Here is a 24118-nt window from a genome sequence, read left to right as displayed (position 1 = left end):
ACGGTTCCTGCAACCTAAGCCGACACTCCCGAGCAGGTCAAGGGTCGATCCGCCGACCGGCAACCGGGCGCTGCCCCTAGGCTGAGCAAAGAGCCGTCGAAGGAGCCAGCGTGAGCACGTCGCCTGACACCATCACCCGCATCGAGACCTTTCTGGTGCCGCCGCGGTGGTTGTTCGTCCGCATCGAGACCGCCGAAGGGCTGGTGGGCTGGGGCGAGGCGACCTGTGAGGGTCGCTCCGAGACCGTACGCGCCGCGGTCGAGCAGTTGGCCGAGTTGGCCATCGGCCGCGACCCGGGCCGGATCGAGGACCTGTGGCAGTTGCTCACCAACGGCAGCTTCTATCGCGGCGGCCCGATCCTGGCCAGCGCCGTGGCGGGCATCGACCAGGCCCTGTGGGACATCCTCGGCAAGCGGCTCGGCGTACCGGTGCACCAGCTGTTGGGCGGCGCGGTACGCGACCGGATCCGGATCTATGGCTGGATCGGCGGGGACGAACCCGGCGGGGTCGCCGAGGCCGCCGCGGCCGCCCGCGACAACGGGCTCACCGCGATCAAGATGAACGCCACGCCGGCCTTCGGCAAGCTCGCCACCCGCGCCGAGGTGTCGGCGGCGGTCGCCCGCGCCGAAGCCGCCCGGGAGGCGATGGGCGAGGACGGCGACGTGGCGATCGACTTCCACGGCCGGGTCTCCTTCCCGGCGGCCCGCACCCTCATCAAGGCTCTCGAACCGGTCGCACCGATGTTCATCGAGGAGCCGGTGGTGCCCGAGAACAGCCACCTCTTCGGCGACCTCGTCGCCCACACCCACCTGCCGATCGCGACGGGGGAACGGCTCTACAACCGCCAGGAGTTCCTGCCCGTGCTGTGCGCCGGCGTCGGCGTGGTGCAGCCCGACCTGTCCCACGCCGGCGGCATCACCGAGACCCGCAAGATCGCCTCGCTCGCCGACGCCCACGGGGCGCTGCTCGCGCCGCACTGCCCGCTGGGTCCGCTGGCACTGGCGGCCTGCCTGCAGGTCGGCTTCGCCACCAGCAACCACGTCATCCAGGAACAGAGCCTGGGCATCCACTACAACCAGGGCGCCGACCTGCTGGACCTGGTGCTCGACTCGTCGATGTTGGCGACCACCGACGGCTGGCTGCCGCGCTGGGACGCGCCCGGGCTGGGCATCGAGATCGACGAGGCAGCCGTACGCCGGGCGGACCAGTCCCCGCACGGCTGGCGCGGCCCGGTCTGGCAGCATCCCGACGGTTCCTACGCAGAATGGTGACCATGAGCTCCGAACTGGACTTTCTTGCCGACCTCACCGACACCGGGCTGGTGGCGATCATCCGCTGCCCAGACGCCGGGCACGCGCTGGCGATCGGGCGTACGTTGCTCGAGGCCGGCGTACGCATGCTGGAGGTCACCCTGACCACCCCGGATGCGGTGGAGACGATCGCGACGCTGGCCGGTGAGGTCGCCGATGGCGGCTCCGGTGCCTGGGTGGGCGCCGGCACCGTCATCTCCGAGGACGACGTCCACACCGCCGTCGCCGCGGGCGCACGCTTCGTCGTGACGCCGGGCCTGTGCCCGGCGGTCGCCGCCGCCAGCCGGGCCGAAGTGCCCAGCCTGGCGGGCGCCTGGACCGCCTCGGAGGTGATCACCGCGCACGACCAGGGCGCGACGGCGGTGAAGATCTTCCCCGCCTCCAGCGGCGGCCCCGGCCACCTGAAGGCGTTGCGCGACCCGCTGCCGCACATCCCGCTGGTCGCCGTCGGCGGCGTCGGGCTCGCCGAGATCGAGGCGTACCGGAAGGTCGGTGCGATCGGCTTCGGGGTCGGCGGTCCGCTGATCGGGGACGCGGCCAGTGGTGGCTCCCTGACCGAGTTGGCGGACCGGGCCCGCGCCTTCGTCGAGGCGGCCGGCTGACATGGGACGCATCTGGACGATGGGCGAGACGATGGTGAGTCTGCGCGCCGACGCCTCCGTGGCGATGGCGACCCGGTGGACCACCCACGTCGCCGGCGCCGAATCCAATGTCGCGATCGGGCTGGCGCGGCTCGGCCACGAGGTGACGTGGGCGAGCCGGCTGGGCGATGACGCCTTCGGTGACCTGATTCGCCGGGAGCTGCGCGCCGAGGGCGTACGGGTCGAGGCGGCCGCCGACAATCGGCGCCGGACCGGCTTCATGTTCCTGTCGCCGGCCAGTTTCGGCTGGGCCGCGGACTATCACCGGGCGCTGTCCGCAGCCTCGGCGATGGGCCCGGAGATGGCCGACCTGGTGCGCGCCAGTACGCCGGAGCTGGTCGTCCTGTCCGGGATCACCCCGGCACTGGGTGACCGCCCCGCGGAGGCCACCCGGGCTGTGTTGGCGGCGGCCAAGGAGCTCGACGCGACGGTTGTCTTCGACGTCAACTTCCGCGGCAAGCTGTGGACCGCCGAGCAGGCCGGTCAGGCGTTGGCGCCGCTGTCGGCCGACGTGGACGTGTTGGTCGGCTCCCCCGAGGAGTTGGCGATGCTCGGCACCGCCGACGAGTCAGCGCTGATCGAGCGCGGCCCGGCTGAGGTGCTCACCAAGCTGGGCGCCCAGGGCGCCCGCTACACGTCGGCGACCGAATCCTTCGAGGTCCCCACCAAGCCGGCCACGGTGGTGGATGCGGTCGGCGCCGGGGACGCTTTCGTCGCCGGCTACGTCGCAGGACTACTCGACGGCCTGCCGCCGGCCGAACGGATGGCGCGCGCCAACCTGATGGGCCGCGCCGCCGTCACCCACCGCGGCGACTTCGAGGGTCTGCCGACCATCAAGCAGCTGCGCGCACAGGAGCTCGCCCCGCAGGACGACGTCGCACGGTAGGGCGCGGTGTCCTGCGTGGGTGGGGCCAAGCCGCGGCGTACAGGTCCGGCGGGACCGGTGCGTACGCCCCGACGCGCCACCGCGAGCCCTGACCCGTCTTTGCGCCCACATGTTGGCGCAATACGCGGGTCGTCCGGCCCAGCCCGAAACCCGGGCGGCCGGCGTACGGCTCAGGGTTGCAGGCGCTCGTGCGTCCAGGCGTCGGCGGCCCGGGTGTAGCGGATCCGGTCGTGGAACCGCGCAGGCCGCCCCTGCCAGAACTCGATCCGTTCCACCGCCAGCCGATAGCCGCCCCAGTCCTCGGGCATCGGCACCTCGGTCCCGGCGAACCGTGCTTCGGCGGCGGCGTACGCCTGCTCCATCACGGCCCGGGAGGCCACCGGTCGGCTCTGGTCCGAGGCGTACGTCGCCAGTTGCGAGGCCCGTGGGCGGGAGGCGAAGTACGCCTCGGACTCCGCCTGCGGGAGTTGCTCGACCCTGCCCTCGATGCGGATCTGGCGAAACAGTGGAGTCCAGTAGAAGCTCAGTGAGGCGTACGGGTTGGCGGCCAGCTCAATCCCCTTGTCGGAGCCGTGGCCGGTGAATAACACCGGGCCCTCGGCTCCCCAGCCCTTGAGCAGCACGATCCGCGCATGTGGTTGCCAGCCGCCGTCAGCCCGTGGCGAGGCGGTCGCCAAGGTCATCGCCGTCGCCTCGATGTCGGCACCGCCGTCCTGGGCTGCGATTGCTTGCTCCAGCCACGTCTCGAACAGGCCAACCGGGTCCTTCGGCACCTCATCGTCCAGCGACAGCCCCGCATAGTCGGTGCGCCGATCCGCGATCTCCATGGGGACACTGTGCTCCATCCCCCGGTGCGCAAGCCACCCGAGGCTGCGCACTACGGGCGGGGCGCCACCGCCAGGGAATAGGCTTGTCGGGTCCCTCCCCGAAAGGACGATCAATGTCCGAACCGATCCTGTGGCTCAACGCCGCGCTCTCGATTCTGGGGGTGATTGCGGTCGGCGCGCTGGTCGTCCTGGTGGCACTGATCGCGCGCGGCCCCGGCTCCAAGCTGGCCATCATCGGCGCAGCTCTGCTGGCCTTCGCGATGGTCTTGCCCATCGGCCTGGGGTTTTGGCTGAGCGCGGCCCGGGCCTCGATCCTCCCGCTGATTATCCTGCCCGTCGCCGTGTCGTGCATCGGGTTGGTGTGCCTCGTCCTCGGGCTCATCCTGCGGAGCAGGGAGGCCGCATGAATGAGTTCGTGATCGCCAGCGTCACCGCCAGCATCGTGACACTGGTCACCGTCCTCGCGCTGCTGGTGCTCGTCGCCTTCCTGATGCGCGGCCCCGCCCAAGTGGTGCTGCTCCTTGCGCTGGCCGCCCAGCTGATCGGCCTCGGCGTTGGCTATCTCCCGCTCGGACCAGAGATCGCGGAGCTCAAGCTCGTCCTGGGACGGGTGGTGCGGCTGATCTCGATCGGACTGTTCGGCTGGGCAGCCTGGTTGGTGTTCCGCAAGCAACCGCAGCGCCCCGCCGCTGACCCGCCGACCCCCGACCAGGTCGCGGATGCCTGGGGCCGACGCCCCCAATAACACCGCCTCCCGACGACGGAACGGCCGCCCCAGCTCAGGCTGGGGCGGCCGTTCGTTGTTACAGGATCAGCCGTACGCCGGTCAGCTCCGGCGACGAAGCACCATCACACTCGCTGCGGCTGCGCCCAGCCCCGCCAGCACCACGCCGGCAGCGCCCGCGCCGGTGTCCGGCAGCATGCCGGGCTTGTCGTCATCCCCGGTCGGGGTCGACGAACCGGTCGGGCCAGCCGAGTCGCCGGGGGTCCCGGTGGGGTCGGCCGGACCGGTCGGGTCCGAAGTCGGCGTCCCCGTCGGCTGCTCGGTCGGGGTCGGCGTCGGCGTACCGGTGGGTTCCCCGGTCGGCTCCTGAGTCGGCGTGACGGTCGGCTCCTGAGTCGGCGTGACGGTCGGCTCCTGGGTCGGCGTACCGGTCGGATCCTGGGTCGGCGTACCGGTCGGATCCGGCGTCGGGGTCGGGCTCGGCGTCGGGGTCGGGGTCGGGTCGACCTGAGCCGGACCGATCAGCAGCGTCGCCTCGACACCATTGACGGTCACGGTCAGTTCGGCCTGCCCGCCACCGTTCCAGGCCAGTACGCCGGTGGCCGGGTCAAACCGGTAACCCTCCGGCAACGCCTGCGCGGCGAGCAGCTGCTGCTCCCCCAGCACATCCTCGGCCGCCACCAGCACACCGTTGCCGGCCCACTGCGCCGACACAGGCCACTGCACCGGCACCTCGATGCTGCCTTGGCTGAGCACCGCGGACAGGTCGACCTGCCCGCCCTCGGCGATGACCAGCCGGCCATCGACCATCTCCGCATCCTGGTTGCCGTCCAACTCGGCGGTCAGGCGTACCTCATCGGTCTGCGGCTTGGTCTCGGCCCGCAGCCAACCGATCCGGTCCGCCACGATCTGCGGGTCGGTGTCGACGACACCCCGCGCCGGGTCGATGCCAAGCATCGTCCAGCCCACGAAGCCACCCTGGTCAGCTCCCGCGGCCGGTGCCTTGCCGGAGTTGCCATTGACGACCCGGCTCACTCCGTCCCGCGCGGTCGCGTGGAAGAGGCCGACGTGGCCGTTGATGTGAGCGATCTGCTTGCCGCCGGCGCGGAACTCGGCAAACACCCGGTCCAGCGCGGCCGCCTCGGTCCGGTCGCCCAGCTGGCTCGCCTTCTGCGGGGTCGGGTCGTCGATCGGATGGTGGTTGAACACGACCACACCGGTGATCGCGTCATCGGCTTGGGCCGCGGCCAGCTCCTCCTCGAGGAAGGCCAGCTGGTCGATGCCGCCCGGATGCAGGTTGCCGGTCGAGCTGTCCAGGGTGATGATCCGAGTGCCGTTCACGGTGGTCGCGGTCCGGGAATCGCCGAAATGCTTCTCGAAGTTGTCGATCCCCGCGCCCATCAGCTCGTGGTTGCCAGGAACGTAGATGAACGGCACCGACCCTTCGAGCTCCTCGTCGAGGATCCGCTTGGCCAGCTCGAAGTCGGCGTCGCTGGCCTCGTCGACCAGGTCACCGTTGATGACGAGCAGATCCGGCTGCGCGGCCCGGATCTCCTGCAGCGTCCGGCGGGCGCTGGCAACCAGCGCGCTGTCGGGGTTGCGCCCCACAAACTGCGCGTCGCTCATCACCGCAATCCGGGTCGGGCGATCCGCCACCGAACCGTTGGCCACGATCACCGGATCGTGCACGTACGGGGTCTGCGGCAATTCGACATCGGCGGGCACCTGCGCCGCCAGGTCGGCGATCGCGACATCACCGTGATAGCTCACGGTGCTTCGCGTCTCCATGAAGCGGAGCTGCTGGACCTCGATCGGGTACGCCGTCCCCGCCGGGATCGGGAAACTCACCTGGCGCCAGCCCTGCCAGGTCACATTCGGGCCGTCGACGTTGGTCGTGGTGCCATCCCCGCGTCCGATCTGGATCCGCGGCCAGACACCGGACTCGTCGCCCTTGATCCACAGGCTCAGCGACTGCGGCTGCCCCTCGACGGCAATCGGCTGCGCCGCGACGGCGTACCCACCGCGGGTGGCGGTGCTGGTGGTGAAGTCATAGGTCATGCCCAGTGCCGGCCCGCCCTCAGGCCCCTCGGTGGCATGCACCTCGCCGGTGGCGCGGGCGGCGGTGAAGCGCCACTGGCCGATGTCGGAGAAGTCCGACACCACGGCGTCAACGGTGCCGACAGTCACGGCCACCTGGACGCTGTGGTCGCCCACGCTCAGCGTGATGACACCCGAGCCGGACGCAGTGCCCGACACCTCGAAGCTGGTCAGCGAGTTGGGCCGCACCGAGATCGGCCCGGACGTCTCAACGGTCACATCGGAGTACTCGATGGGGGCAGTGTTGCCGTCGCCATCCACGCCCTCCAGTCGCAGGGTCGAGGTCTGGTCGACCGCGGACAGCGCCACCAGCGAACGGTTCGGCTGGAGCCGCTGCAGGTCCCCGTGGACCCGGTAGTCGATGCTGTCAACGTGCCCGTCGACGGCGTACTCGATCTGCCCAGAGCCGATGCCCCCACCGGTCACCTTGGCGCGGTCGCCGACCGCGGTCAGCGACACGTGGTCACCGGAGCTGAAGGACCCGAACGAGGTCACCGGACGTCCGGCCCCATCCAGGCCGGAGCCCTGCACCGTACGCGACAGACCCGGGAAGGTCTCCAGCAGGCCGGCCTCGGGCGTGGTCGGGTCGGCGCCGGCCACCGCGAGGTGGGCGCCGGAAAGCTCGGTGGTGGCCGAGGAGCGGATCACCAGCGCGTTGGAGACGACTCGCTGGCCGCCGTCGGAGGGCTGATTCAGTACCACCGGATCCTCGCTGCCAGCGGGGCGACCGACCATGGTGGTGGAGCCGCCACCGTCGAGGTTGAGCGCGTTCCAGGCGCCCAGGTCACGCATCAGCCGGGCCAGTTCCTGCACGGTCATGCCGTTGGCGTCCGCGCGGCGGCCGTCCACGGTCACGATGTAGAGGCGAGTGCCGTCGCGGGAGATGCCCACGGCCGTACGCCCGGCGGTCACCTGCTCGGTGTCGGTCAGTTCGCCGTTGGTCACCAGCTGCCAGTTGCCGCCCACCGCGGTGTCGGGTGAGGAGCTGGCCTGCAGGTCGATGCTGACCTCATCGCCGACCTGGAATCCGTCCAGGGACGATCCCCACTGGGAGCCTCTGGCGACCACGATCATCCGGCCCGGGCTCAGGTCGACCGAGCCGGACACGCTGGCCGGATCGGTCGACACCGACGCCACCCGGCCATCCTCGATGGTGAGGATCCGCACCGGCGCACCGGCCAGCAGACCGTCCAACGGGTAGCTGCCCCAGGCCTGGTTGAAGACCGTGACGCCGTTGGTCACATCGGGGGTGTTGACGCCCTTGATGTCGACGCTGCCGGCCGGGCCGGCGATGGCGCTCTGGGTCATCAACCGCTCGATCGCGGCGACCCCGTCGGCCATCGTGAAGGCCAGGCTTCCGTCCCGGAAGGACCGCATCTCGCCGTCGGCGTAGTTGGTGTGAATCGGCGCATCGGTGGCGTTCATGTCGAAGAAGTCACCGTTGACGGCGGCGACCACGTCGTCCTGACCCTCGATGAAGTCGCTGACGGTACGGTTGTCGCCGGCGACACTGTCACCGTCGACCATGTCGATGGACAGGTTGCCCGCAGTCAGGTCCAGCTCCAGCACATTGCCGCCCACCCAGGCGCGGTCCTGCCGCCGCTCGAAGCGAGTCAGGTTGACGCCGGGGGCGAGTTCGCTGGTGTGGCTGTCGACCAACGCAGCATCCTCACTTCGCAAGCTCTGGGTGACACCTTGGTCGGCCTGGGCGTACGCCGGCGCTTGGGGCGCCACGCCCACCGCGACGACGCCGGCGGCCAGAGCGAAGCCGGTCACGGTGGCGAGCCAACGGCGTACACCGTGGCGAGGGACAGTCAGGGACATGCACAACTCCTGGGACGGGATGAGCAACGGGCCGGGGCGGGCCCAGTGATCCCATCGGATGCAGGCGGAGATTGGGTGTCTCTTCGATGAACAATGCACGACCCTTCGGAAAGCATCGCGGGTCCGCGCCTCAGCCCGGGTCCAGTTCCTCGCGTGTCGGCGGCACTCGGCGCCGGGCCTGGGCCAGCGACATCCCCGACAGCACCAACAGGTCCACCACGATCGAGCGGATCTGGGCGCGCATCACCTCCGCGGACAGGCCTGCGCGCGGATCCCGGACGGTGGTGCGCCGAGCCAGGGAGATGAGGTCCTCCCGCGCAGACGCCAAGGGCTCCTGGGTGACAATCCGTTCCTGGATGACGGCGGTGGCGTTGGCCAGCTCGGCAATCATGTCGATGTAGCTGGGCGGGATGTACTGGTATTCGTCCAGCGACGACTCCGCCCGTCGCACCAGCACACGGGCGTTGCGGATCGCCAGGTCGAGTGGCGTGAGAAGTCGACGTATCGCATCGACGTCGCGACGAGAGCTGCCGGCCAACAGCGGCGCCACACTCGCCGCCGCAGCTGCCTCAAGGGTCGACTCGCGCACTTCGTCCAACTCAGCGGAGAGCTGTCGGGCGGTCGCCAGCGCTGCGCGGGCCCGGTCCAGGTCGCGGATCCGCAGCGACTGGGCGGTCTCGGTGAGCAGCATCGCCAAGTTCCCTACCAAGGCGATGATGCGTTGCCGGGGCCGTTGGGTGGTGGAGCGCATCGGTGCCAGCACCGCGATGAGCAGGGCCACGCCACCACCGACTGCGGCGTCAATCCAGCGGTTCAGGGCCTCGCCATCGCCGGCGACCAAGGTGGTGATGATGACGCCTTGGATGCCGGCCTGCATCATCAACAACTGGCCGGCGCCAAACAACACCGCCAGACTCATCGCCACCACACAGACCACGAAGATCTGCCACCAGCTCGACCCGAACAGGTGCACGAAGGCGTCACCCACGAGGACGCCGATCGCGACTCCGATAGCTAGTTCGATCACCCGACGTACCCGGTTTTCGTAGGTGAGGCCCAGACACACCATCGCCGTGATCGGAGCGAAGAACGGCAACTCGTGACCGATCACGTGCTTGGCAAAAACCCATGCCAGCACAGCGCCAGCGGCCGCCTGAACGATCAGCCACATCCGAGCCCGGAGCCTTTTGAGGCGGTCCGCCACCGGCTCAAGGCGCAGGTCGTCCCGAAGTGACTCCCATGGATCGACCGTGTCGGGCATGGCCCCAGTGTGGCCCACCGCCGGGGTTCCTCGCTGCCCGGTCCGGCTCAATGCCCGCTGCTGATGGTGCGCAGCCTCGAACCGCTCCTGGCCATGTGTACACCGCCATTCGGGTCCGCGGTGAAGCGACGACCGCCACGGGGCTGGGCCCGCCCGGCGAGCTGGTCTCGCAACAGCGCATTCTCGGACTGCAACTGCTCGACTCGTCGGGTGAGTCCAAGGATGTACTTGATGCCCTGCAGATTGACGCCTTCCTGTTGGGACAGCGTCTGGATCAGCCGCAGCCGGTCGATGTCGGCAACCGAATAACGCCGGCCCCGCCCGCGGGCGCGGCGCGGCTCCACCAGCCCCATCCGGTCATAGCTGCGCAGCGTCTGCGGGTGCATGCCGGCCAGCCGTGCAGCCACCGAAATCGTGAACAGGGCCGCGTGGCGATCCACCGGCTGCAGGTCGGCGCCGACTGCTCGGCGCCCGCGGCGCTCTCGATGGGTCGGCATGAGGTCAACTCCTCAGCGCTGCCCGCGGGTCAGGCTCAGCCGCGACCGCGGCGTACGCCCGCAGGGCTTCCGCGGCCTCATCGGACAGCGAAGTGGGCACCTGGACGTGGACAGTGACCAAGAGGTCACCGGTCGTACCGTCCTTGCGCTTGACGCCACGACCCCGCACCCGCAACGTACGCCCGCTGGGCGTGCCGGCGGGGATTCGCAGTCGCACGGAGTTGTCCAACGGCCCCGTCCCCAAGGTCGGGACGTCGATCTCGGCCCCGAGCGCAGCCTCGACGAAGGTGACCGGGACGGTGATGGTCAGGTTGCTGCCCGAGCGACCGAACACGGCGTGCGGCCGCACGTGCACCAGCACGTACAGGTCGCCGGCGGCACCACCGTTCTCACCGGCACCGCCCTTGCCCTTGATCCGGATCCGTTGGCCGTCCTCGACTCCCGCCGGCACGCGAATCTGCATGGAATCGGTCGACTTGCCCCGACCCGATCCGTCACAGTCGGGGCACGGGTCGTCGACGACGAGGCCACGGCCCCTGCAGTCAGGGCAGGGCTCGCTCACGTTGAAGACACCACCAGACGTGCTGGTGCGCATGCCCGAGCCCTCACAGGTCGGGCACATCTTCGGCACGCTGCCGGCCTTCGCGCCGGTGCCGTGACAGGTCGGGCAGGGCTTGTCGGAGACCATCTGAATCCCCACGGTGGTGCCCTCGACCGCCTCCAAGAAGTCGATGGTCACCTCGCCTTCGACGTCGCTGCCACGGCGGCCCCGCGTGCCAGGCGTACGGCCGCGGGCGCCGGTCTGGTTGCCGAACAGACCACCGAACAGGTCGCCCAGTCCCGGATCGCCAGCGCCAGAGCGAGCGTTGCGGAACAGGTCGTCCATGGTGCTCTGGCCGGCGGTGTTGCTGCCCTTGGGGAAGCGGAAACCGCCCCCGCCGGAGAAGTATCGTCGGGCATCGTCGTATTCCTTGCGACGGTCCTTGTTGGACAGCACCGCGTTGGCCTCGGAGACCTCCTTGAAACGCTTCTCGCGTTCCTTGTCCCCCGGGTTGGAGTCGGGGTGGTTCTCCTTGGCGAGTTTGCGGTACGCCTTCTTGATCTCCTCGGCGGAGGCGTCCTTGGGGACGCCCAACACCTTGTAGTAGTCCTTCTCGAGCCAGTCCTTGGTGCTCACACGTCCCCCTTTCGGTTCCTTCAGTTGGTTGCGTCGGCGCCGTCACCGGGCTGCTGCGCAGCCGGATCAGGCTCGGCGACGCCGACCCGCGCGGGCCGGATGACGCGATCGCCCAGTCGTACGCCGACCTGGATGATCTGCGCGCAGGTCGGCACCGTCACGCCTGGCATCTCCATCTGGAAGAGCGCCTCGTGCAGGTGCGGGTCGAACTCGTCGCCGACCTCGCCGTATTGGACCAGACCGTACTTGGCGGCAACCCGGCCCAGCTCTTCGCCGATCAGCTTGGCCCCGCCGTCGAGGTCGCCGACCTCGGCCGCGGCACGGACTGCGTCCAGCACTGGGATCAGGTCGGTGGCGACCGCCTGGATGCCCTGCTGCTTGGACTGGGCCCGATCCCGGTCGACACGCCGCTTGTAGTTGACGTACTCGGCTTGGACCCGCTTGAGGTCATCGGTGCGGTCGTTGAGCTCCGACTGCAACTCATCGATCATCTGCTGTACGCCGTCAGCGCCCGCCGGGGCGTCACTGGAGCCGACGCTCTGGTCCGGGTCGACATCGGGAGTCGACTCGGTCGGTTCGATCGGGTCCTGCGGCTGCTGTGCATCAGTCACGTTGTCTCCTGCCGCCGGGGCCTGGCCCGGACCGTTGCGGTCCGGGCCGGACTCCGGCTGGCGTACTTGGTAGGTCTCCGGGTCAAGGCGACGACGATCCCGGATCACCGGGCCGGTGGGCTCGGTCTCCTCGGATCCGTCGTCTCGATGATGCTGGTCGCCAGGGGTCACTTGGCGTCCTTGTCATCCTCATCATCGACGATCTCGGCGTCAACGACGCCGTCATCGGCCGCGTCCTCGGAGGTGGCGGAGTCGGTGGACTCGGAGGCCTGCTGCTCGCCTGCAGCCTTGGCGTACATCGCCTGACCCATCGCCGAGGAAGTGGTGTTGAGCTTGTCGACCGCAGCCTTGAGCTTGTCGGTGTCGGCCTCCTCGTCCTTCAGGACCTCCTTGAGCTCTTCGAGGGCCTCGTTGACCGGCGTCTTGATGTCCTCGGTCAGCTGTTCGTCGTTGTCCTTGAGCAGCTTCTCGGTGCGGAACTGGAGCGCCTCGGCCTCGTTGCGCAGGTCGACGGCCTCGCGACGCTTCTTGTCGTCGTCGGCGTGCGCCTCGGCCTCCTTGACCATCCGCTCGATGTCCTCCTTGCCCAGTGCCGACCCGCCAGTGACGACCATGGACTGCTCCTTGCCGGTGGCCATGTCCTTGGCGTACACGTGCACGATGCCGTTGGCGTCGATGTCGAAGGTGACCTCGATCTGGGGCACGCCGCGCGGGGCGGGCATCAGGCCGGTCAGGTCGAAGTTGCCCAGCGACTTGTTGTCGCGGGCAAACTCACGCTCACCCTGGTAGACCTGAATCATCACGGAGGGCTGGTTGTCCTCAGCGGTGGTGAAGACCTCCGAACGCTTGGTCGGGATCGTGGTGTTGCGCTCGATGATCTTGGTCATCACGCCGCCCTTGGTCTCGATGCCGAGGCTGAGCGGGGTGACGTCGAGCAGCAGCACGTCCTTGACCTCGCCCTTGAGCACGCCAGCCTGCAGGCTGGCGCCGAGGGCGACGACCTCATCGGGGTTGACGCCCTTGTGGGGCTCCTTGCCGTTGGTGAGGTCCTTGACCAAGTCGCTGACGGCCGGCATCCGGGTGGAGCCACCGACCATGATGACCTGATCGATCTTGTTGACGTCGATGCCGGCGTCCTTGATCACGGCGTTGAAGGGGGCCTTGCAACGGTCCAGCAGATCCGAGGTGAGCTTTTGGAACTCGGCGCGGGTCAGCTTCTCCTCCAGGTGCAGCGGTCCGTCGGCACCGGCGGTGATGTAGGGCAGGCTGATGGTGGTGTCAGTGGTCGAGGACAGCTCGATCTTGGCGCGCTCGGCGGCCTCCTGCAGGCGTTGCTTGGCCATCTTGTCCTTGGACAGGTCAACACCGTTGGCGTTCTTGAACTGGGTGACCAGCCAGTCGACGATCTTGGCGTCCCAGTCGTCACCACCGAGCAGGTTGTCACCGTTGGTGGCCTTGACCTCAAAGACTCCGTCGGAGATCTCCAGCAGGGACACGTCGAAGGTGCCGCCACCGAGGTCGAAGACCAGCACGGTCTGCTCGGCGTCACCCTTGTCCAGGCCGTACGCCAGCGCAGCCGCGGTGGGCTCGTTGATGATGCGGTCGACGGTCAGGCCGGCGACCTCACCGGCCTCCTTGGTTGCCTGACGCTGGGCGTCAGAGAAGTAGGCCGGGACGGTGATGACGGCGTTGGTGACGTCCTCGCCCAAGTAGGCCTCGGCGTCACGCTTCAGCTTCATCAGCACGCGGGCGCTGATCTCCTGGGGGGTGTACTTCTTGCCGTCGATGTCGACCGACCAGTCGGTGCCCATGTGGCGCTTGACCGAGCGGATGGTGCGGTCAATGTTGCGGACCGCCTGACGCTTCGCGACGTCGCCGACGAGGACCTCGCCACCCTGGGCAAAGGCCACCACCGACGGCGTGGTGCGGGAGCCCTCGGCGTTGGGGATGACGGTGGGCTCGCCACCCTCGAGGACCGCGACGACCGAGTTGGTGGTGCCGAGGTCGATACCTACTGCGCGTGCCATGTGAGTCTCCTTCTGATGGTGCTTGCTGTGTTCGATGTTTGGTTTCTCAGGACCCGAGCCGCGTGAGGCTTGCGACCTTGAGTCCAACGCGCTCAACCCTACTGGCGCCCCGTTCGGAGCACAAGCAAACTTGAGTGACATTGACTCAACTCCGGGGAAGTTCCGGGTATTCCCGGAGCGATCGGCTACGCGTGGCCCTGCGGTCGTAGCGCATCAAGACGTAGAATCAGCCGATGCCCAGCTTTGAGGTCGACACTCGACACCTCACCCACACCGTCGCACCGCGCTTCATGCAGATGGAGAGCTTCTACAGCTCCATTGGCAACTGGTCCCGGCAATGGCTGGTCAACGAGGTCGAGGACAGCAGCGGTTTTCACGCCGACGGCAAGGAGTTGGTCGCCAACGCCAACGAGGCGCTGTCGACCTTCTTCGGAGACCAGATCGACTTCTGGATCGGGTCGGCGCAGGAGATCCTGCAGACCGCCTACCTCTACGACTCGACCGAGCAGTCCCAGCTCGAGGAGATGGACGCCAGCTTCTCGGACTGGAGCAGTTCCCCGGTGGCGGAGGACTCCGCCACCCCACGCGCAGACATCGGGCCCGACGTGCCCGAGCCGACCATCAGCAACCCCTTCGATGAACTCCACACACCGAGCCCACAGATTGCCGTGGACATCGCCGACGCGGTCACCAGCACGCTCGGCGACGCCATCTCGCCCTCCGGCGTGGCGGCGTGGGTCTGCCGCCAGGTTTTCGGGTCCGACCCGCTCACCTGGCTGAAGGACCAACTGGGTCCGGACTGGCGTGACATCAGCCGAGCGGCAGACTGGATGGACACTGCCGGCAACATGCAGGGCGCCATCAATCACCACGCCGCCGAGGCCGCATGGTGCGTCACCGACCGATGGAGCGGCTATGCCGCCGAGGATGCCAAGGCACAGATGCGACGCGGCTCCGAAGTGGCCGATGACGCCCCCGGGATCATGCGCGCCATCGGCAAGGACATCCAGACGCTGGCCTCGGAGGTGTACGCCCTCGCCACACTGGTCGGCACCGCGATCGGGTCCGCGCTTGATGCCCTCGCCTCGGCGATCTTTCCGCCGTTGTTGCCGCTCGCGGTCAGCCGCGTCCTGAGCGTCCTCGGGGAGGTCCTCACCTTGCTCGGGATCGGCATCGCGGCCCTGTGGGACCTCATCACCGGCGCCCAGGGCAACATCGATGACCTCCGCAACATCCCCGCGGTCGCCGGCAGCGCCACGAGCTACGACAACCCGACGGTGGGCTGATGAGCGACCACATCCCGGCCCGGCTCCGCGAGCTGGTCGCCGAACTCCAGGAACAAGCCCGCCGCAGCCAGGACACCCGGATTGCCTGGGAGCTGGAACGGACCACCGACCCCGAATTGCGCGCGCTGCTCAAGCGGGCCGAGAAGGGAGAGATCGGCTTCCGAGAGGTCCTCAACTCCGAGGCGTACCGACGCGTCCACGCCGACGAACTGGCCGAGGTGGACCGGGTCTTCCGGCAAGCCGTCGAGGAGGGCCTGCCCGACCCCGCCGAGGCTGAGGTGGGACTGAATGCCGGCCTGGCCCAGATGCAGGCCGAGGTCGATGCCGCGCGAGCACGACGCGAAGCCGAGTCGGAGGCCCAGCGCGTACGCGAGGAACAGGGCGAGGACTGGACCTACGACCCGCGGGAGCGCTGGCGACACTGAGGGCGTACACGCGCGCCGGCGCCCGTGCAGAAAGGACGTCGATTCTCCGGGTTTTGCACCTGTGCGGCGAAACCGCCCCGATCGCCGTCGTTTCTGCACGCTACCGGCGTACGCCGTGGCCGACCGCGGCGCTTGCGCCCGCTCCCCTAGACTCAGGCTCGTGAGCTTCGACCTCTACTTCGTCGCCCCGAGCCAAGCCGGCAGCGACTCCCCTGACCTCGCCAGCGGCGGCCTCACCGAGGCCGGACGCACCCAGTGGCAACGCATCACCGCCCAGCTGCGCGAACTGATGTCCGACCTCGAGGTCCAGGACGGCCGCGACCAGGTCCGGCTGGCCGGTGCATCGGGCGCGATCGGGATCGACTGGAGCTCCGAGCGGCTGCACCTGGTGGTGCCTTACTGGTTCACCGACGAGGACCAAGCCCGCACCGTGACCGCCCTGCTGTATCGCGTCGTGGAGATCGTCGAGAACGAAACGGCGCTGTCGTCGTGGGATGACCAGGCCAAGGCGGAGTTCAGCGAGGACCAGCTGCCTCAGGTCGCCGCCGACATCCTCGAGCGCAGCAGGATCGCCGCCGACATGGTGGCCCGCCGGCAGAGCAATGGCGAGCCGTTGCCGGAAGGCGCCGAGCCCGGCGCCCACGAATCCGGCCCCATCAGCGAGGTCTTCCGCTGACCTCAGCGGCACCCCTCAGGCAGCAGCACCACTCACCTGACGCGGTGGCAGAATGCCTCCCGTGAGGACACTTCAGGCCATCACCGCCACCACTGAAACACCCCACGGCCTCGACCTGGAGGTGGACGGCGAGTTCACCATGCGCATCCAGCTCCTCCACGACCTGGTGCGCGTCGCCGTGAGCCACGGCAAGCCGACGCTGGCCAGGACCTGGACCATCGGGCCCGACCCCGCCGCCATCCCGGCCGAGGGTCGCGACCGCGAGGAGGTCGACGGCTTTGCGGCCGGCGCCGCCGAACTGGAGCACCCCTCCCCGACCATGATCATTCGAGGGCGCCTCCGGGTCGAGGTGGCCGCCGATCCGCTCCGGCTCACCATCAGCCGACGCCGCCCTGACGGCACCTGGCAGCCGATCCACACCGACCGGCCCACCGGTGCGTACGCCTGGAACCCCCGCACCGGACAAGTCGCCCACCACCGGGTCCACACCAGCGACCAGATCCTCGGCCTGGCCGACAAGGGCGGCCACGCCAACCGCTCCAAGCGCCGCTTCGAACTGCGCAATGTCGACGCAATGGGCTACAACGCCGAACACACCGACCCGCTCTACAAGCACGTCCCGCTGCTGCTGAGCCGGCTCGATTCGGGCTGGGTCGGCCTCTATCACGACAACCTGTCCAGCGGCTGGATTGATCTTGGTCAGGAGATCGACAACTACCACGTCCGCAGCGACTCCTGGCGGGCCGAGACCGGCGACATCGACTACTACGTCTGGGCCGGCGACAGCCTCGCCGAGGTGTCCACGCGGTTTTCTGACCTGACTGGCCACAACGCCTTCGGCCCCAAGTGGTCGCTGGGCTATTCCGGCTCGACGATGCACTACACCGATGCCCCGGACGCAGCCGACCAGCTCCTCACCTTCCTGGAACTGATCAAGGTCCACGACATCCCGTGCGACTCCTTCCATCTCAGCTCGGGCTACACCTCGATCAACGACAAGCGCTACGTCTTCAACTGGAATCACGACAAGTTCCCTGATCCGTTGGCAACCTTCACCCGCTTCACCGAGGCCGGCGTCCACATCGTCGCCAACATCAAGCCCTGCCTGCTTCATGATCATCCGCGGTACGCCGAGGCGGCCGAGCTGGGCCTGTTCGTCACCAACGCAGAGACCGGCGAGCCGGAACGCTCCCCGTTCTGGGATGACTGGGGCTCCCACCTCGACTTCACCAATCCGGCCACCGCCCAGTGGTGGAGCGACAACGTCACCAAGCAGCTCCTCGAGGTCGGCATCGACGCGACCTGGAACGACAACAACGAGTTCGAGATCTGGGATGATCGCGCCGTCGGGCACGGCTTCGGCACGCCGCAGCCGATCGCCCCGATCCGGCCGATCCTGGCCCAAGGGATGGTGCGGGCATCCGCCGCCGCACAGCAGGCGTACGCCCCCGACAAGCGGCCCTATCTCATCACCCGTTCCGGCAGCGCCGGCCTGCAGCGCTGGGCCCAGACCTGGAGCGGCGACAACCGCACCGGCTGGGACACGCTGCGCTACAACACCCACCAGGGCCTGTCGATGGTGCTCTCGGGCATGTGGAACGTCGGCCACGATGTCGGCGGCTTCAGCGGCAACCGGCCCGATCCGGAACTGTTCATCCGCTGGGTCCAAAACGGCGTGATGCATCCCCGCTTCAGCATCCACTCCTGGCACGACGACGGCACGGTCAACGAACCGTGGATGTATCCCGAGGCCCTGCCGGCGATCCGCGACGCGATCCAGCTGCGCTATCGACTGCTGCCCCACCTCTACACCGGGCTGTACGAGATGGCCGCCGGCACCCGACCGCTGTTGCGCCCGATCAGCTGGGACTTCGAAGGCTGGCCCGACGAGTTCGAGGACTTCCTGCTCGGCGACCTGCTGGTCGCCGGGGTGCTGGACCCGGGCGTACGCGAACGGACGGTGACCCTGCCGCTGTCCGGTGAGGGGGATCCGGGCTGGGGTGACTGGTGGACCGGCCGCTGGTATCCCGGCGGCTCCGAGGTCACCGTCGATGCCCCGCTGGACCGAATCCCGTTGTTCGTCCGCGGCGGCACCGGCATCGCGACCTCCGACCGGCTCGCGCACGTCGATGTCGAAGCCGACGACGTACGCCGGCTGCGCCTCTGCCTGCCGCCGGGCGCCGGCAGCTACCGCGGCTGGGTGTACGAGGACGACGGCGACACCACCGACCCAGCCCGCACCTTGCACCATCACTGGCAGGCCGAGGCCACCGAGGACCGTGTCGTCGTACGCCAGACCGGCCGCGACGGCGGCTGGGCACCGGCCTGGGACCGGCTGTTGGTCGAGGTCGCCGACGGCCGCCCGGTCAGCGACGGCGAGGACCTGCCGGTCAAACGGGGCCTGCCGCGACGCTGAGACGCCCCGCGCACAACCACCACGCGCAAGACGTGCAGTCGATTCACCCAGACCCCGTCTTCAGGGCCGCTGCGGGAATCGACTGCACGTAGTGCGCGCACTTCCTGATCGGCACCGCTCAGGCCGACTCCAACACCGCCTGCAGCACCCGGGCGTGGTTGTGGTCGTCGTCCTTGTTGTCCGACAGCAGCACCAGCTCATGTACGCCGGCCTCCTTGGCCCGGTCGAGCAACTCCCGGGCCGCCCCGCTGGCGTCGAGCTCCTCCCGGTAGGCCTCGGCGAAGGCATCGAAGTCGAGGTCACCGCCATGGAAGGCGCGACGCAGGTCAGTCGAGGGGGCAACGGCCTTGTCCCAGTCGTCGTGGGCGAGCCGTTCCTTCTTGATCCCGCGCGGCCACAGCCGGTCGACGAGCACTCGCCACTCCCCGTCACGTCCACCGGCGTCATCCAGGAGCTCGCGCACTCGGCGTACCGAAATCGTCAGCTTGGTCATGGCACCTCACTCATCCACGAAGGGGAAGTCCTCGAAGAGCCGCTGCAGCTTGACCCGCCGGGTCGGCGAGATGGTGGCGAACTCCTCCAGCTCCAGCATGCGCTTGCGGGGCCGGCCGGCCCGCTTCCACAGACCGATCATGGCCCCGCCCGCGGTCACCGACTTGCCGAATACGCCGTTGTTGCCCGGCGCCAGCCGCGGCAGGTACGCCTCCGGCGTCACCACGCCCCGGTCCTGGGTGCCGAGCACCAGTTCGTCGAAGCCGGGCAACAGCCGCTCCCGGTCCACACTGCGGCCTGCGGCGGCAACCTCATCGAGCAGCCCGGGTCGCCACCACAGCTCGGCCTCCCCGGCGAGTTCGCCACCCTCGAGTTGGTCCTGGACCACGGTCAGGTTGCGGCGCAGCTCGGTCAGGCCGAGTTTGCTCCACCAGGCCAGGTCGCGCAGCGTCGCCGGACCGTGCCCGTGGAAGTACCTCACGATGAGTTCCTGGATGGCCGCATCGCGATCTCCGTTGAAGCGATGCTCCAAGCCCCCGGCCGGCAACCAGGCCGCGGTACGCACCTCCTGGTCCTTACCGTCGGTGGGCCCGTAGACCGCCACACCAGTCCCGACCAGGTGGGCGACCAGATGATAGAAACAGCCCTTCTCGGTCGGCACCTGCGCCGCCGCGAACTGCTCCTGCAACGCCGCCCGACTGATGCCGTCGCCGGCGTGTTCGAGCACCAGCTCCTCGGCGGTGGCCAGGTGCTCGTCGGTGAGCCCGAGATCCGGGCGGCGGGCCGCGGCCGCGCGCAGCGCCCCGCCGGCACACAGCTCGGTGAGCCAGGCCAGGTCCTCGGCGGCGACCGCAAAGACCGTCCCCCGCATCGGATAGCCGCGCACGATCTCGCCGCGCTCGAAAGCGGCCAGTACGTCGGCGACCGCACCGGTGCTGCGCAGCGCAATCGAGGCGACCACGCCGGGCAGGTCCTGTCCCTGCATCGCGACCAACTGGCGTACCACTGCGCTGGGGTCGGGTGTGGACACGCCGGGCGCGGGCCCGGTCAGGCCTTGCGCGACGATGCGGTGCCGGACCAAGGTGCGATTGACCATGACAGCATCATCACCCATCAGTGGGACGGATTCTGTCCAGGTTGGCCGACGGGCGCCCACCCGACCTCAGCCCGAGTGATTGAATGGCGTCATGGACGCCAGCGAGACCACCATCAATGACCTGCCGACCGACGCAGTGGTGTTGGACGTGCGCGAGGACGACGAGTGGGCCGCGGGCCATGCCCCGACCGCTGTCCACATCCCGCTGTCCCAGTTGCCCGACCGGATCGCGGAGATCCCTCAGGTGGACGGCGAGCTGCCGGTGATCTGCCGCTCGGGTGGTCGGTCCGCCCGGGCCGCACAGTTCCTGGCGCAGCAGGGCATCCCCGCCACCAACGTGCTCGGCGGGATGCAGGGCTGGCAGCTGACCGGGCGGCCGCTGGTCGGCGACTCGGACGCGCCAACCGTGATCTGAGGTGACCAGCCAACCGGACCACGAGAAGCACGGGCTGCCGTGGGGCGGTCTGCTGCGCGGCGTGGCCCTGGTCGCCTTCGTGAGCCTGATGCTGTGGCTGGCGATCAACGTGCGCCTGCCACCCTGGGAGGAGATCGAGGCCCGCATCCTCGGCCTCGGGCCATGGGGCTGGTTGGCCTTCATCGGCCTCTACGCCGTGGTCGCCATCACCCCGATCCCGGTGACGATCATGGCGTTGGCCGGTGGCGCGATGTTCGGCGTGATCAGCGGCACCCTTGCCTCGATGGTCGGCGCGATGATCGGGTGTTGGATCGCCTACCTGATCGCCCGCGGGCTGGGCCGCGAGACCGTGGGACGGTTGCTCGGCAGCCATCGGGGCCGGGTTGAGGAACGCTTGTCCACCGGCGGTTTCCTGGCGGTGGCCGCGCTGCGGCTGACGCCGGGCATCCCCTACTGGCCCGTGAATTACGGGGCCGGAGCGTTCGGCATCAACAACCGCGACTTCCTGACGGCAACCGCGGTCGCCGCCCTGCCGGGCCAGTTGTCGCTGGTGGCGATCGGCGCCTTCCTGGTGGACCCGAGCATCATCAACGGCGTCGTGGTGGTCCTCGCCTGGGCCCTGGTGCTGGTGCTGACCGTGATGGCCGTACGCCGCTGGCGTCGCGACCGAGCCGCCGCCACCGAGCACGCCGATCCTGCCGCGACCTGAGACCGGATCCCGCCTCCGGACCCGCATCAGCCCGCCGGTACGCCGCTGGCTAGGCTCGGGCCATGGCTGACTATCAGGGCATGCCCTACCTGCACATGGGCGCATCGGGGCTGCAGACCCCTCGGATCGGACTCGGAACGTGGAAGTTCGGCTATCCCGACCAAGGTGACGGATCGCGCAGCGACGAGGCCGAGTCGCTGGCCATCCTGGACCGCGCCGCCGAGATCGGCGTGATGTTCTGGGACACCGCCAACCGCTACAACAACGGCACCGGCAACTCCGAACGGATCCTCGGCACCTGGTTCGAGCGGCATCCGCAGCGGCGCCGCGACGTCGTCCTCGCGACCAAGACGCACGGCCAGATGGACGGTGACACCCCCAACCACGGCGGCCTGTCGCGCCTCCAGATCATCGAGTCAGTGCGCGCCTCGATGGAGCGCATGAAAGTCGAATGGGTGGATCTGCTGTGGTTCCACCGCCCCGACCCGGAGACCCCGATCGAGGAATCCCTGGAGACCGTCGAGGATCTGGTCAGCCAGGGCGCCGTCCACTACCTGGGCCTGTCGAACTTCACCCGCGAGCAGGTCGAGGAGACGCTGAACGCGGCATCCAAGATCTCTCGCCGGGTCCGCCCGATCGCGCTGCAGAACCAGTACGACGTCTTGGACGGCGAGCGCCAGGAGGGCCTGCTGGACCTGTGCGCCGATCAGGGCCTCAGCTTCATGCCGTGGTCGCCGCTGGCCCGCGGTCTGCTGACGGATCGCTACCTCGACCCGGCCAAGATCAGCGCGGGCGACCGGCTCCACGACGAGGGTTCCGAGATCCCCGAGTCCCATCTGGCCAAGGTCCGCAAGCTCGGCGAGCTGGGCCAGCAGTGGGGTTACTCGATCAGCGCGCTGACACTGGCGTACATGCTGGCGATGCCGGGCATGGGCACCCAGATCCCGTCCAGCTCGCACGTCGCGCAGCTCGAGGCCAACGCCGAGGCCGGCAAGATCGAACTGACCGAGGACCAGGTCAGCGACATCGCCGACGTCCTCGCCGGCTGAGCCATGGCCCGCCTGCTGCCGGAGGATCCGTCGTTCGTCAACGAGACCGAACGTCAGGTCGTCATGCGGTTGGTGGACCAGCTGGGCGCCAGCGACCTGGTCCTGTGCAACCAGCACTTCACCGTTGACGGGCAGGACCGGGAGCTTGACGCGATCCTGGTCCTGCCCGGCTCGGGGCTGGTGGTCGTCGAGATCAAGGGCGGGTCGCTGACTTATGTCGGCGGCGAGTGGATGCAGCAGTCCAGGTCCGGCGAGAAGCACCGGGTGACGCCCGCCACCCAGGTGGCCGGCAACAAGTACACGCTTCGCAAGTATCTGATCGACGATCCGCGCTGGGGTTCCCGTGGGTATCCGCGGATGGCCCATGCGGTGGTCGCGCCGCACACCGACTTCGACGCCGCGTTCGAGGCCCCCGACGCGCCGCGGGAAGCGGTGCACGGCCGCAGCGACCAGCCGAATCTCGGCGTACGCCTGCGGCGCCAGCTCGAGGTGATCAAGGATCCCTATTACGTGCCCACCACCGACGACGTGGCCCTCATCGAGGAGATCCTCAACGGTCGGCTGCCGCCCAGGCGGGACGACCCGCAGGCGTACGCCGAGGAGCGCGCCGCCCGGATCGAGCGGCTGACCGACGAGCAGGCGATGCTGCTGCGGGCCACCCGGCTTATCCCGCGGGTGGAGATCCGCGGCGGCGCGGGCAGCGGCAAGACCCACCTGGCGATGACCCAGGCCGCGGAGTTGACCAAGGGCACCCGGGACGTGCCGGCGCAGCGGGTGGCACTGGTCTGTTATTCGATCGGGCTGGCGGAGTGGTTCAAGCGCGACTTCAAAGCCCGCCCGTACAAGCAGCGGCCAGCTTTCATCGGCACCTTCGCCGAGCTCGGTCGCAGCTGGGGCGCCGACGTCAGCGGCACCCGTGACGATTCGACCTTCTGGGAGCAGGACCTGCCCAAGGAGATGGCCCTGCTGGCCAGCCAACTGCGCGATGACCAACGCTTCGACGCGATCATCGTCGACGAGGCGCAGGACTTCGCCGACCTGTGGTGGCGCCCGATCCTCAAGGCGCTGCGCGATGAGGACAATGGCCGGCTGTCGGTCTATTCCGACGAACACCAGCGCGTGTTCGCGCGCTTCGGCCGGCCACCGGTGGCCCTGGTCCCGCTGGTGCTGGACCACAATCTGCGCAACACCAAACAGATCGCGCAGAGCTTCGCGATGCTCGGCCCGGAGCGAATGTCGCCGCGCGGCGGCGACGGCCCCGAGGTGGAGTTTCTGCCGGCTTCCCCCACCGAGGCACTCGGCGTCGCCGACGACCAGGTGGAACGGCTGCTGAACCAGGGCTGGGAACCCGGCAGCATCGCGCTGGTCACGACCGGATCCAGGCATCCGGTGCAACGCGAACAGCAGGAGCGCGACGGCCAGATCGGCTACTGGCAGACCTTCTGGGAGGGCGAGGACGTCTTCTACGGACACGTGCTGGGGTGCAAGGGCTTGGAACGTCACGTCGTGATCCTGGTGGTCAACGAGGACGGCAGCCGCGACCGCGCCCGGGAACGCCTCTACGTCGGCATGTCGCGGGCGACCGATCTCCTGATCGTGGTCGGCGACCCGGCCGTGATCCGCACCGTCGGCGGCGAGTCGCTGGTGCGCCGCCTCGGCATCGAGAGCTGAG

At 69.0% G+C, this 24118-nt stretch carries 22 protein-coding genes; 13 read left to right on the top strand and 9 right to left on the bottom strand.

Features of this window, described 5'->3' with window-relative positions; genetic code table 11:
• Nucleotides 1-110 precede the first annotated feature (110 nt).
• From dgoD to CGZ91_RS13415, 3 genes are read left to right on the top strand one after another with little or no spacing between them, the layout of a single operon-like run.
• Entirely contained in the window at nucleotides 111-1271 is a 1161-nt protein-coding gene (dgoD, locus tag CGZ91_RS13425; protein ID WP_229116636.1) for a galactonate dehydratase, read from the top strand.
• A 2-nt stretch (nucleotides 1272-1273) separates the two neighbouring features.
• Nucleotides 1274-1912 (top strand): bifunctional 4-hydroxy-2-oxoglutarate aldolase/2-dehydro-3-deoxy-phosphogluconate aldolase, encoded by a 639-nt coding sequence (locus CGZ91_RS13420; protein WP_229116635.1) that lies wholly within the window; start codon nucleotides 1274-1276, stop codon nucleotides 1910-1912.
• Between the two features lies 1 nt (nucleotide 1913).
• Nucleotides 1914-2837: a sugar kinase gene (locus CGZ91_RS13415; RefSeq protein WP_094455940.1), complete on the top strand. Its 924-nt coding sequence runs from the start codon at nucleotides 1914-1916 to the stop codon at nucleotides 2835-2837.
• Between the two features lie 170 nt (nucleotides 2838-3007).
• Here the strand turns inward: CGZ91_RS13415 and pdxH are convergent, their stop codons facing one another.
• Entirely contained in the window at nucleotides 3008-3664 is a 657-nt protein-coding gene (gene pdxH, locus CGZ91_RS13410; RefSeq protein ID WP_094455938.1) for a pyridoxamine 5'-phosphate oxidase, read from the bottom strand.
• A 113-nt stretch (nucleotides 3665-3777) separates the two neighbouring features.
• Between pdxH and CGZ91_RS13405 the strand changes: the two genes are divergently transcribed.
• Both CGZ91_RS13405 and CGZ91_RS13400 read left to right on the top strand, forming a co-directional pair.
• On the top strand, nucleotides 3778-4071 hold the full coding sequence (locus tag CGZ91_RS13405) for a hypothetical protein (protein ID WP_094455936.1): 294 nt from the start codon (nucleotides 3778-3780) through the stop codon (nucleotides 4069-4071).
• Nucleotides 4068-4409 carry a hypothetical protein gene (locus CGZ91_RS13400; protein ID WP_094455934.1) on the top strand — a complete coding sequence of 114 codons (342 nt, stop codon included), beginning with the start codon at nucleotides 4068-4070 and terminating at the stop codon, nucleotides 4407-4409. Before CGZ91_RS13405 ends, CGZ91_RS13400 begins: the two co-directional genes overlap by 4 nt.
• 81 nt (nucleotides 4410-4490) lie before the next feature.
• Here the strand turns inward: CGZ91_RS13400 and CGZ91_RS13395 are convergent, their stop codons facing one another.
• The 6 genes from CGZ91_RS13395 to dnaK form a co-directional block, all read right to left on the bottom strand.
• Nucleotides 4491-8309, bottom strand: coding sequence for a phosphodiester glycosidase family protein (locus CGZ91_RS13395; RefSeq protein WP_094455931.1), 3819 nt, complete (start codon nucleotides 8307-8309; stop codon nucleotides 4491-4493).
• 130 nt (nucleotides 8310-8439) lie between these two features.
• Complete coding sequence (locus CGZ91_RS13390; RefSeq protein ID WP_094455929.1) at nucleotides 8440-9570, bottom strand: FUSC family protein; 1131 nt, start codon at nucleotides 9568-9570, stop codon at nucleotides 8440-8442.
• Between the two features lie 47 nt (nucleotides 9571-9617).
• Complete coding sequence (locus CGZ91_RS13385; RefSeq protein WP_094455927.1) at nucleotides 9618-10067, bottom strand: heat shock protein transcriptional repressor HspR; 450 nt, start codon at nucleotides 10065-10067, stop codon at nucleotides 9618-9620.
• Between the two features lie 4 nt (nucleotides 10068-10071).
• Entirely contained in the window at nucleotides 10072-11244 is a 1173-nt protein-coding gene (dnaJ, locus tag CGZ91_RS13380) for a molecular chaperone DnaJ (RefSeq protein ID WP_094455925.1), read from the bottom strand.
• Between the two features lie 20 nt (nucleotides 11245-11264).
• A complete protein-coding gene (grpE, locus tag CGZ91_RS13375) occupies nucleotides 11265-12026 on the bottom strand; it encodes a nucleotide exchange factor GrpE (protein WP_094455923.1) in 762 nt (253 codons plus the stop codon).
• A complete protein-coding gene (gene dnaK / locus CGZ91_RS13370; protein ID WP_094455921.1) occupies nucleotides 12023-13882 on the bottom strand; it encodes a molecular chaperone DnaK in 1860 nt (619 codons plus the stop codon). The genes grpE and dnaK overlap by 4 nt, the downstream gene beginning before the upstream one ends.
• Nucleotides 13883-14115: 233 nt before the next feature.
• Here dnaK and CGZ91_RS13365 point away from each other — a divergent pair, with 233 nt between their 5' ends.
• The 4 genes from CGZ91_RS13365 to CGZ91_RS13350 all read left to right on the top strand — a co-directional run bounded on the left by CGZ91_RS13365 (nucleotide 14116) and on the right by CGZ91_RS13350 (nucleotide 18685).
• Nucleotides 14116-15168: a hypothetical protein gene (locus CGZ91_RS13365; RefSeq protein WP_094455918.1), complete on the top strand. Its 1053-nt coding sequence runs from the start codon at nucleotides 14116-14118 to the stop codon at nucleotides 15166-15168.
• Nucleotides 15168-15593: a hypothetical protein gene (locus CGZ91_RS13360; protein ID WP_094455916.1), complete on the top strand. Its 426-nt coding sequence runs from the start codon at nucleotides 15168-15170 to the stop codon at nucleotides 15591-15593. Before CGZ91_RS13365 ends, CGZ91_RS13360 begins: the two co-directional genes overlap by 1 nt.
• Nucleotides 15594-15753: 160 nt before the next feature.
• Nucleotides 15754-16269 (top strand): hypothetical protein, encoded by a 516-nt coding sequence (locus tag CGZ91_RS13355; RefSeq protein ID WP_094450013.1) that lies wholly within the window; start codon nucleotides 15754-15756, stop codon nucleotides 16267-16269.
• 61 nt (nucleotides 16270-16330) lie between these two features.
• The gene (locus CGZ91_RS13350; protein ID WP_144276920.1) at nucleotides 16331-18685 is read left to right on the top strand and encodes a glycoside hydrolase family 31 protein; all 2355 of its coding nucleotides are present in this window, start codon (nucleotides 16331-16333) and stop codon (nucleotides 18683-18685) included.
• Between the two features lie 118 nt (nucleotides 18686-18803).
• On the opposite strand, the gene CGZ91_RS13345 is transcribed toward CGZ91_RS13350, so the two are convergent.
• Together CGZ91_RS13345 and CGZ91_RS13340 are read right to left on the bottom strand one after the other, a co-directional pair.
• The gene (locus CGZ91_RS13345; protein WP_094455911.1) at nucleotides 18804-19178 is read right to left on the bottom strand and encodes a DUF488 domain-containing protein; all 375 of its coding nucleotides are present in this window, start codon (nucleotides 19176-19178) and stop codon (nucleotides 18804-18806) included.
• A gap of 6 nt (nucleotides 19179-19184) precedes the next feature.
• Entirely contained in the window at nucleotides 19185-20273 is a 1089-nt protein-coding gene (locus tag CGZ91_RS13340) for a winged helix DNA-binding domain-containing protein (protein ID WP_229116634.1), read from the bottom strand.
• A 91-nt stretch (nucleotides 20274-20364) separates the two neighbouring features.
• On the opposite strand from CGZ91_RS13340, the gene CGZ91_RS13335 reads away from it, so the two are divergent.
• The 4 genes from CGZ91_RS13335 (at nucleotide 20365) to CGZ91_RS13320 (ending at nucleotide 24117) form a co-directional block, all read left to right on the top strand.
• On the top strand, nucleotides 20365-20688 hold the full coding sequence (locus tag CGZ91_RS13335) for a rhodanese-like domain-containing protein (RefSeq protein WP_094455908.1): 324 nt from the start codon (nucleotides 20365-20367) through the stop codon (nucleotides 20686-20688).
• A gap of 1 nt (nucleotide 20689) precedes the next feature.
• Nucleotides 20690-21397, top strand: a complete 708-nt coding sequence (locus CGZ91_RS13330) for a TVP38/TMEM64 family protein (RefSeq protein WP_229116633.1) — start codon at nucleotides 20690-20692, stop codon at nucleotides 21395-21397.
• A gap of 62 nt (nucleotides 21398-21459) precedes the next feature.
• Nucleotides 21460-22446: an aldo/keto reductase gene (locus tag CGZ91_RS13325; RefSeq protein WP_094455906.1), complete on the top strand. Its 987-nt coding sequence runs from the start codon at nucleotides 21460-21462 to the stop codon at nucleotides 22444-22446.
• Between the two features lie 3 nt (nucleotides 22447-22449).
• Nucleotides 22450-24117 (top strand): nuclease-related domain-containing DEAD/DEAH box helicase, encoded by a 1668-nt coding sequence (locus CGZ91_RS13320; RefSeq protein WP_094455904.1) that lies wholly within the window; start codon nucleotides 22450-22452, stop codon nucleotides 24115-24117.
• Nucleotide 24118: the final 1 nt, after the last annotated feature.

This window comes from Parenemella sanctibonifatiensis, from assembly GCF_002250565.1.
GTDB classification, from domain to species: domain Bacteria; phylum Actinomycetota; class Actinomycetes; order Propionibacteriales; family Propionibacteriaceae; genus Parenemella; species Parenemella sanctibonifatiensis.
This window is presented reverse-complemented; position numbering and strand designations above follow the sequence as displayed.

What these genes read in the sequence shown, in the direction of transcription:
- CGZ91_RS13420 (WP_229116635.1), top strand. Translation starts at nt 1,274, where the DNA reads ATGAGCTCCGAACTGGACTTTCTTGCCGACCTCACCGACACCGGGCTG.
- CGZ91_RS13415 (WP_094455940.1), top strand. Translation starts at nt 1,914, where the DNA reads ATGGGACGCATCTGGACGATGGGCGAGACGATGGTGAGTCTGCGCGCC.
- pdxH (WP_094455938.1), bottom strand. Translation starts at nt 3,664, where the DNA reads ATGGAGATCGCGGATCGGCGCACCGACTATGCGGGGCTGTCGCTGGAC.
- CGZ91_RS13405 (WP_094455936.1), top strand. Translation starts at nt 3,778, where the DNA reads ATGTCCGAACCGATCCTGTGGCTCAACGCCGCGCTCTCGATTCTGGGG.
- CGZ91_RS13400 (WP_094455934.1), top strand. Translation starts at nt 4,068, where the DNA reads ATGAATGAGTTCGTGATCGCCAGCGTCACCGCCAGCATCGTGACACTG.
- CGZ91_RS13395 (WP_094455931.1), bottom strand. Translation starts at nt 8,309, where the DNA reads ATGTCCCTGACTGTCCCTCGCCACGGTGTACGCCGTTGGCTCGCCACC.
- CGZ91_RS13390 (WP_094455929.1), bottom strand. Translation starts at nt 9,570, where the DNA reads ATGCCCGACACGGTCGATCCATGGGAGTCACTTCGGGACGACCTGCGC.
- CGZ91_RS13385 (WP_094455927.1), bottom strand. Translation starts at nt 10,067, where the DNA reads ATGCCGACCCATCGAGAGCGCCGCGGGCGCCGAGCAGTCGGCGCCGAC.
- dnaK (WP_094455921.1), bottom strand. Translation starts at nt 13,882, where the DNA reads ATGGCACGCGCAGTAGGTATCGACCTCGGCACCACCAACTCGGTCGTC.
- CGZ91_RS13365 (WP_094455918.1), top strand. Translation starts at nt 14,116, where the DNA reads ATGCCCAGCTTTGAGGTCGACACTCGACACCTCACCCACACCGTCGCA.
- CGZ91_RS13360 (WP_094455916.1), top strand. Translation starts at nt 15,168, where the DNA reads ATGAGCGACCACATCCCGGCCCGGCTCCGCGAGCTGGTCGCCGAACTC.
- CGZ91_RS13345 (WP_094455911.1), bottom strand. Translation starts at nt 19,178, where the DNA reads ATGACCAAGCTGACGATTTCGGTACGCCGAGTGCGCGAGCTCCTGGAT.
- CGZ91_RS13340 (WP_229116634.1), bottom strand. Translation starts at nt 20,273, where the DNA reads ATGGTCAATCGCACCTTGGTCCGGCACCGCATCGTCGCGCAAGGCCTG.
- CGZ91_RS13335 (WP_094455908.1), top strand. Translation starts at nt 20,365, where the DNA reads ATGGACGCCAGCGAGACCACCATCAATGACCTGCCGACCGACGCAGTG.
- CGZ91_RS13325 (WP_094455906.1), top strand. Translation starts at nt 21,460, where the DNA reads ATGGCTGACTATCAGGGCATGCCCTACCTGCACATGGGCGCATCGGGG.
- CGZ91_RS13320 (WP_094455904.1), top strand. Translation starts at nt 22,450, where the DNA reads ATGGCCCGCCTGCTGCCGGAGGATCCGTCGTTCGTCAACGAGACCGAA.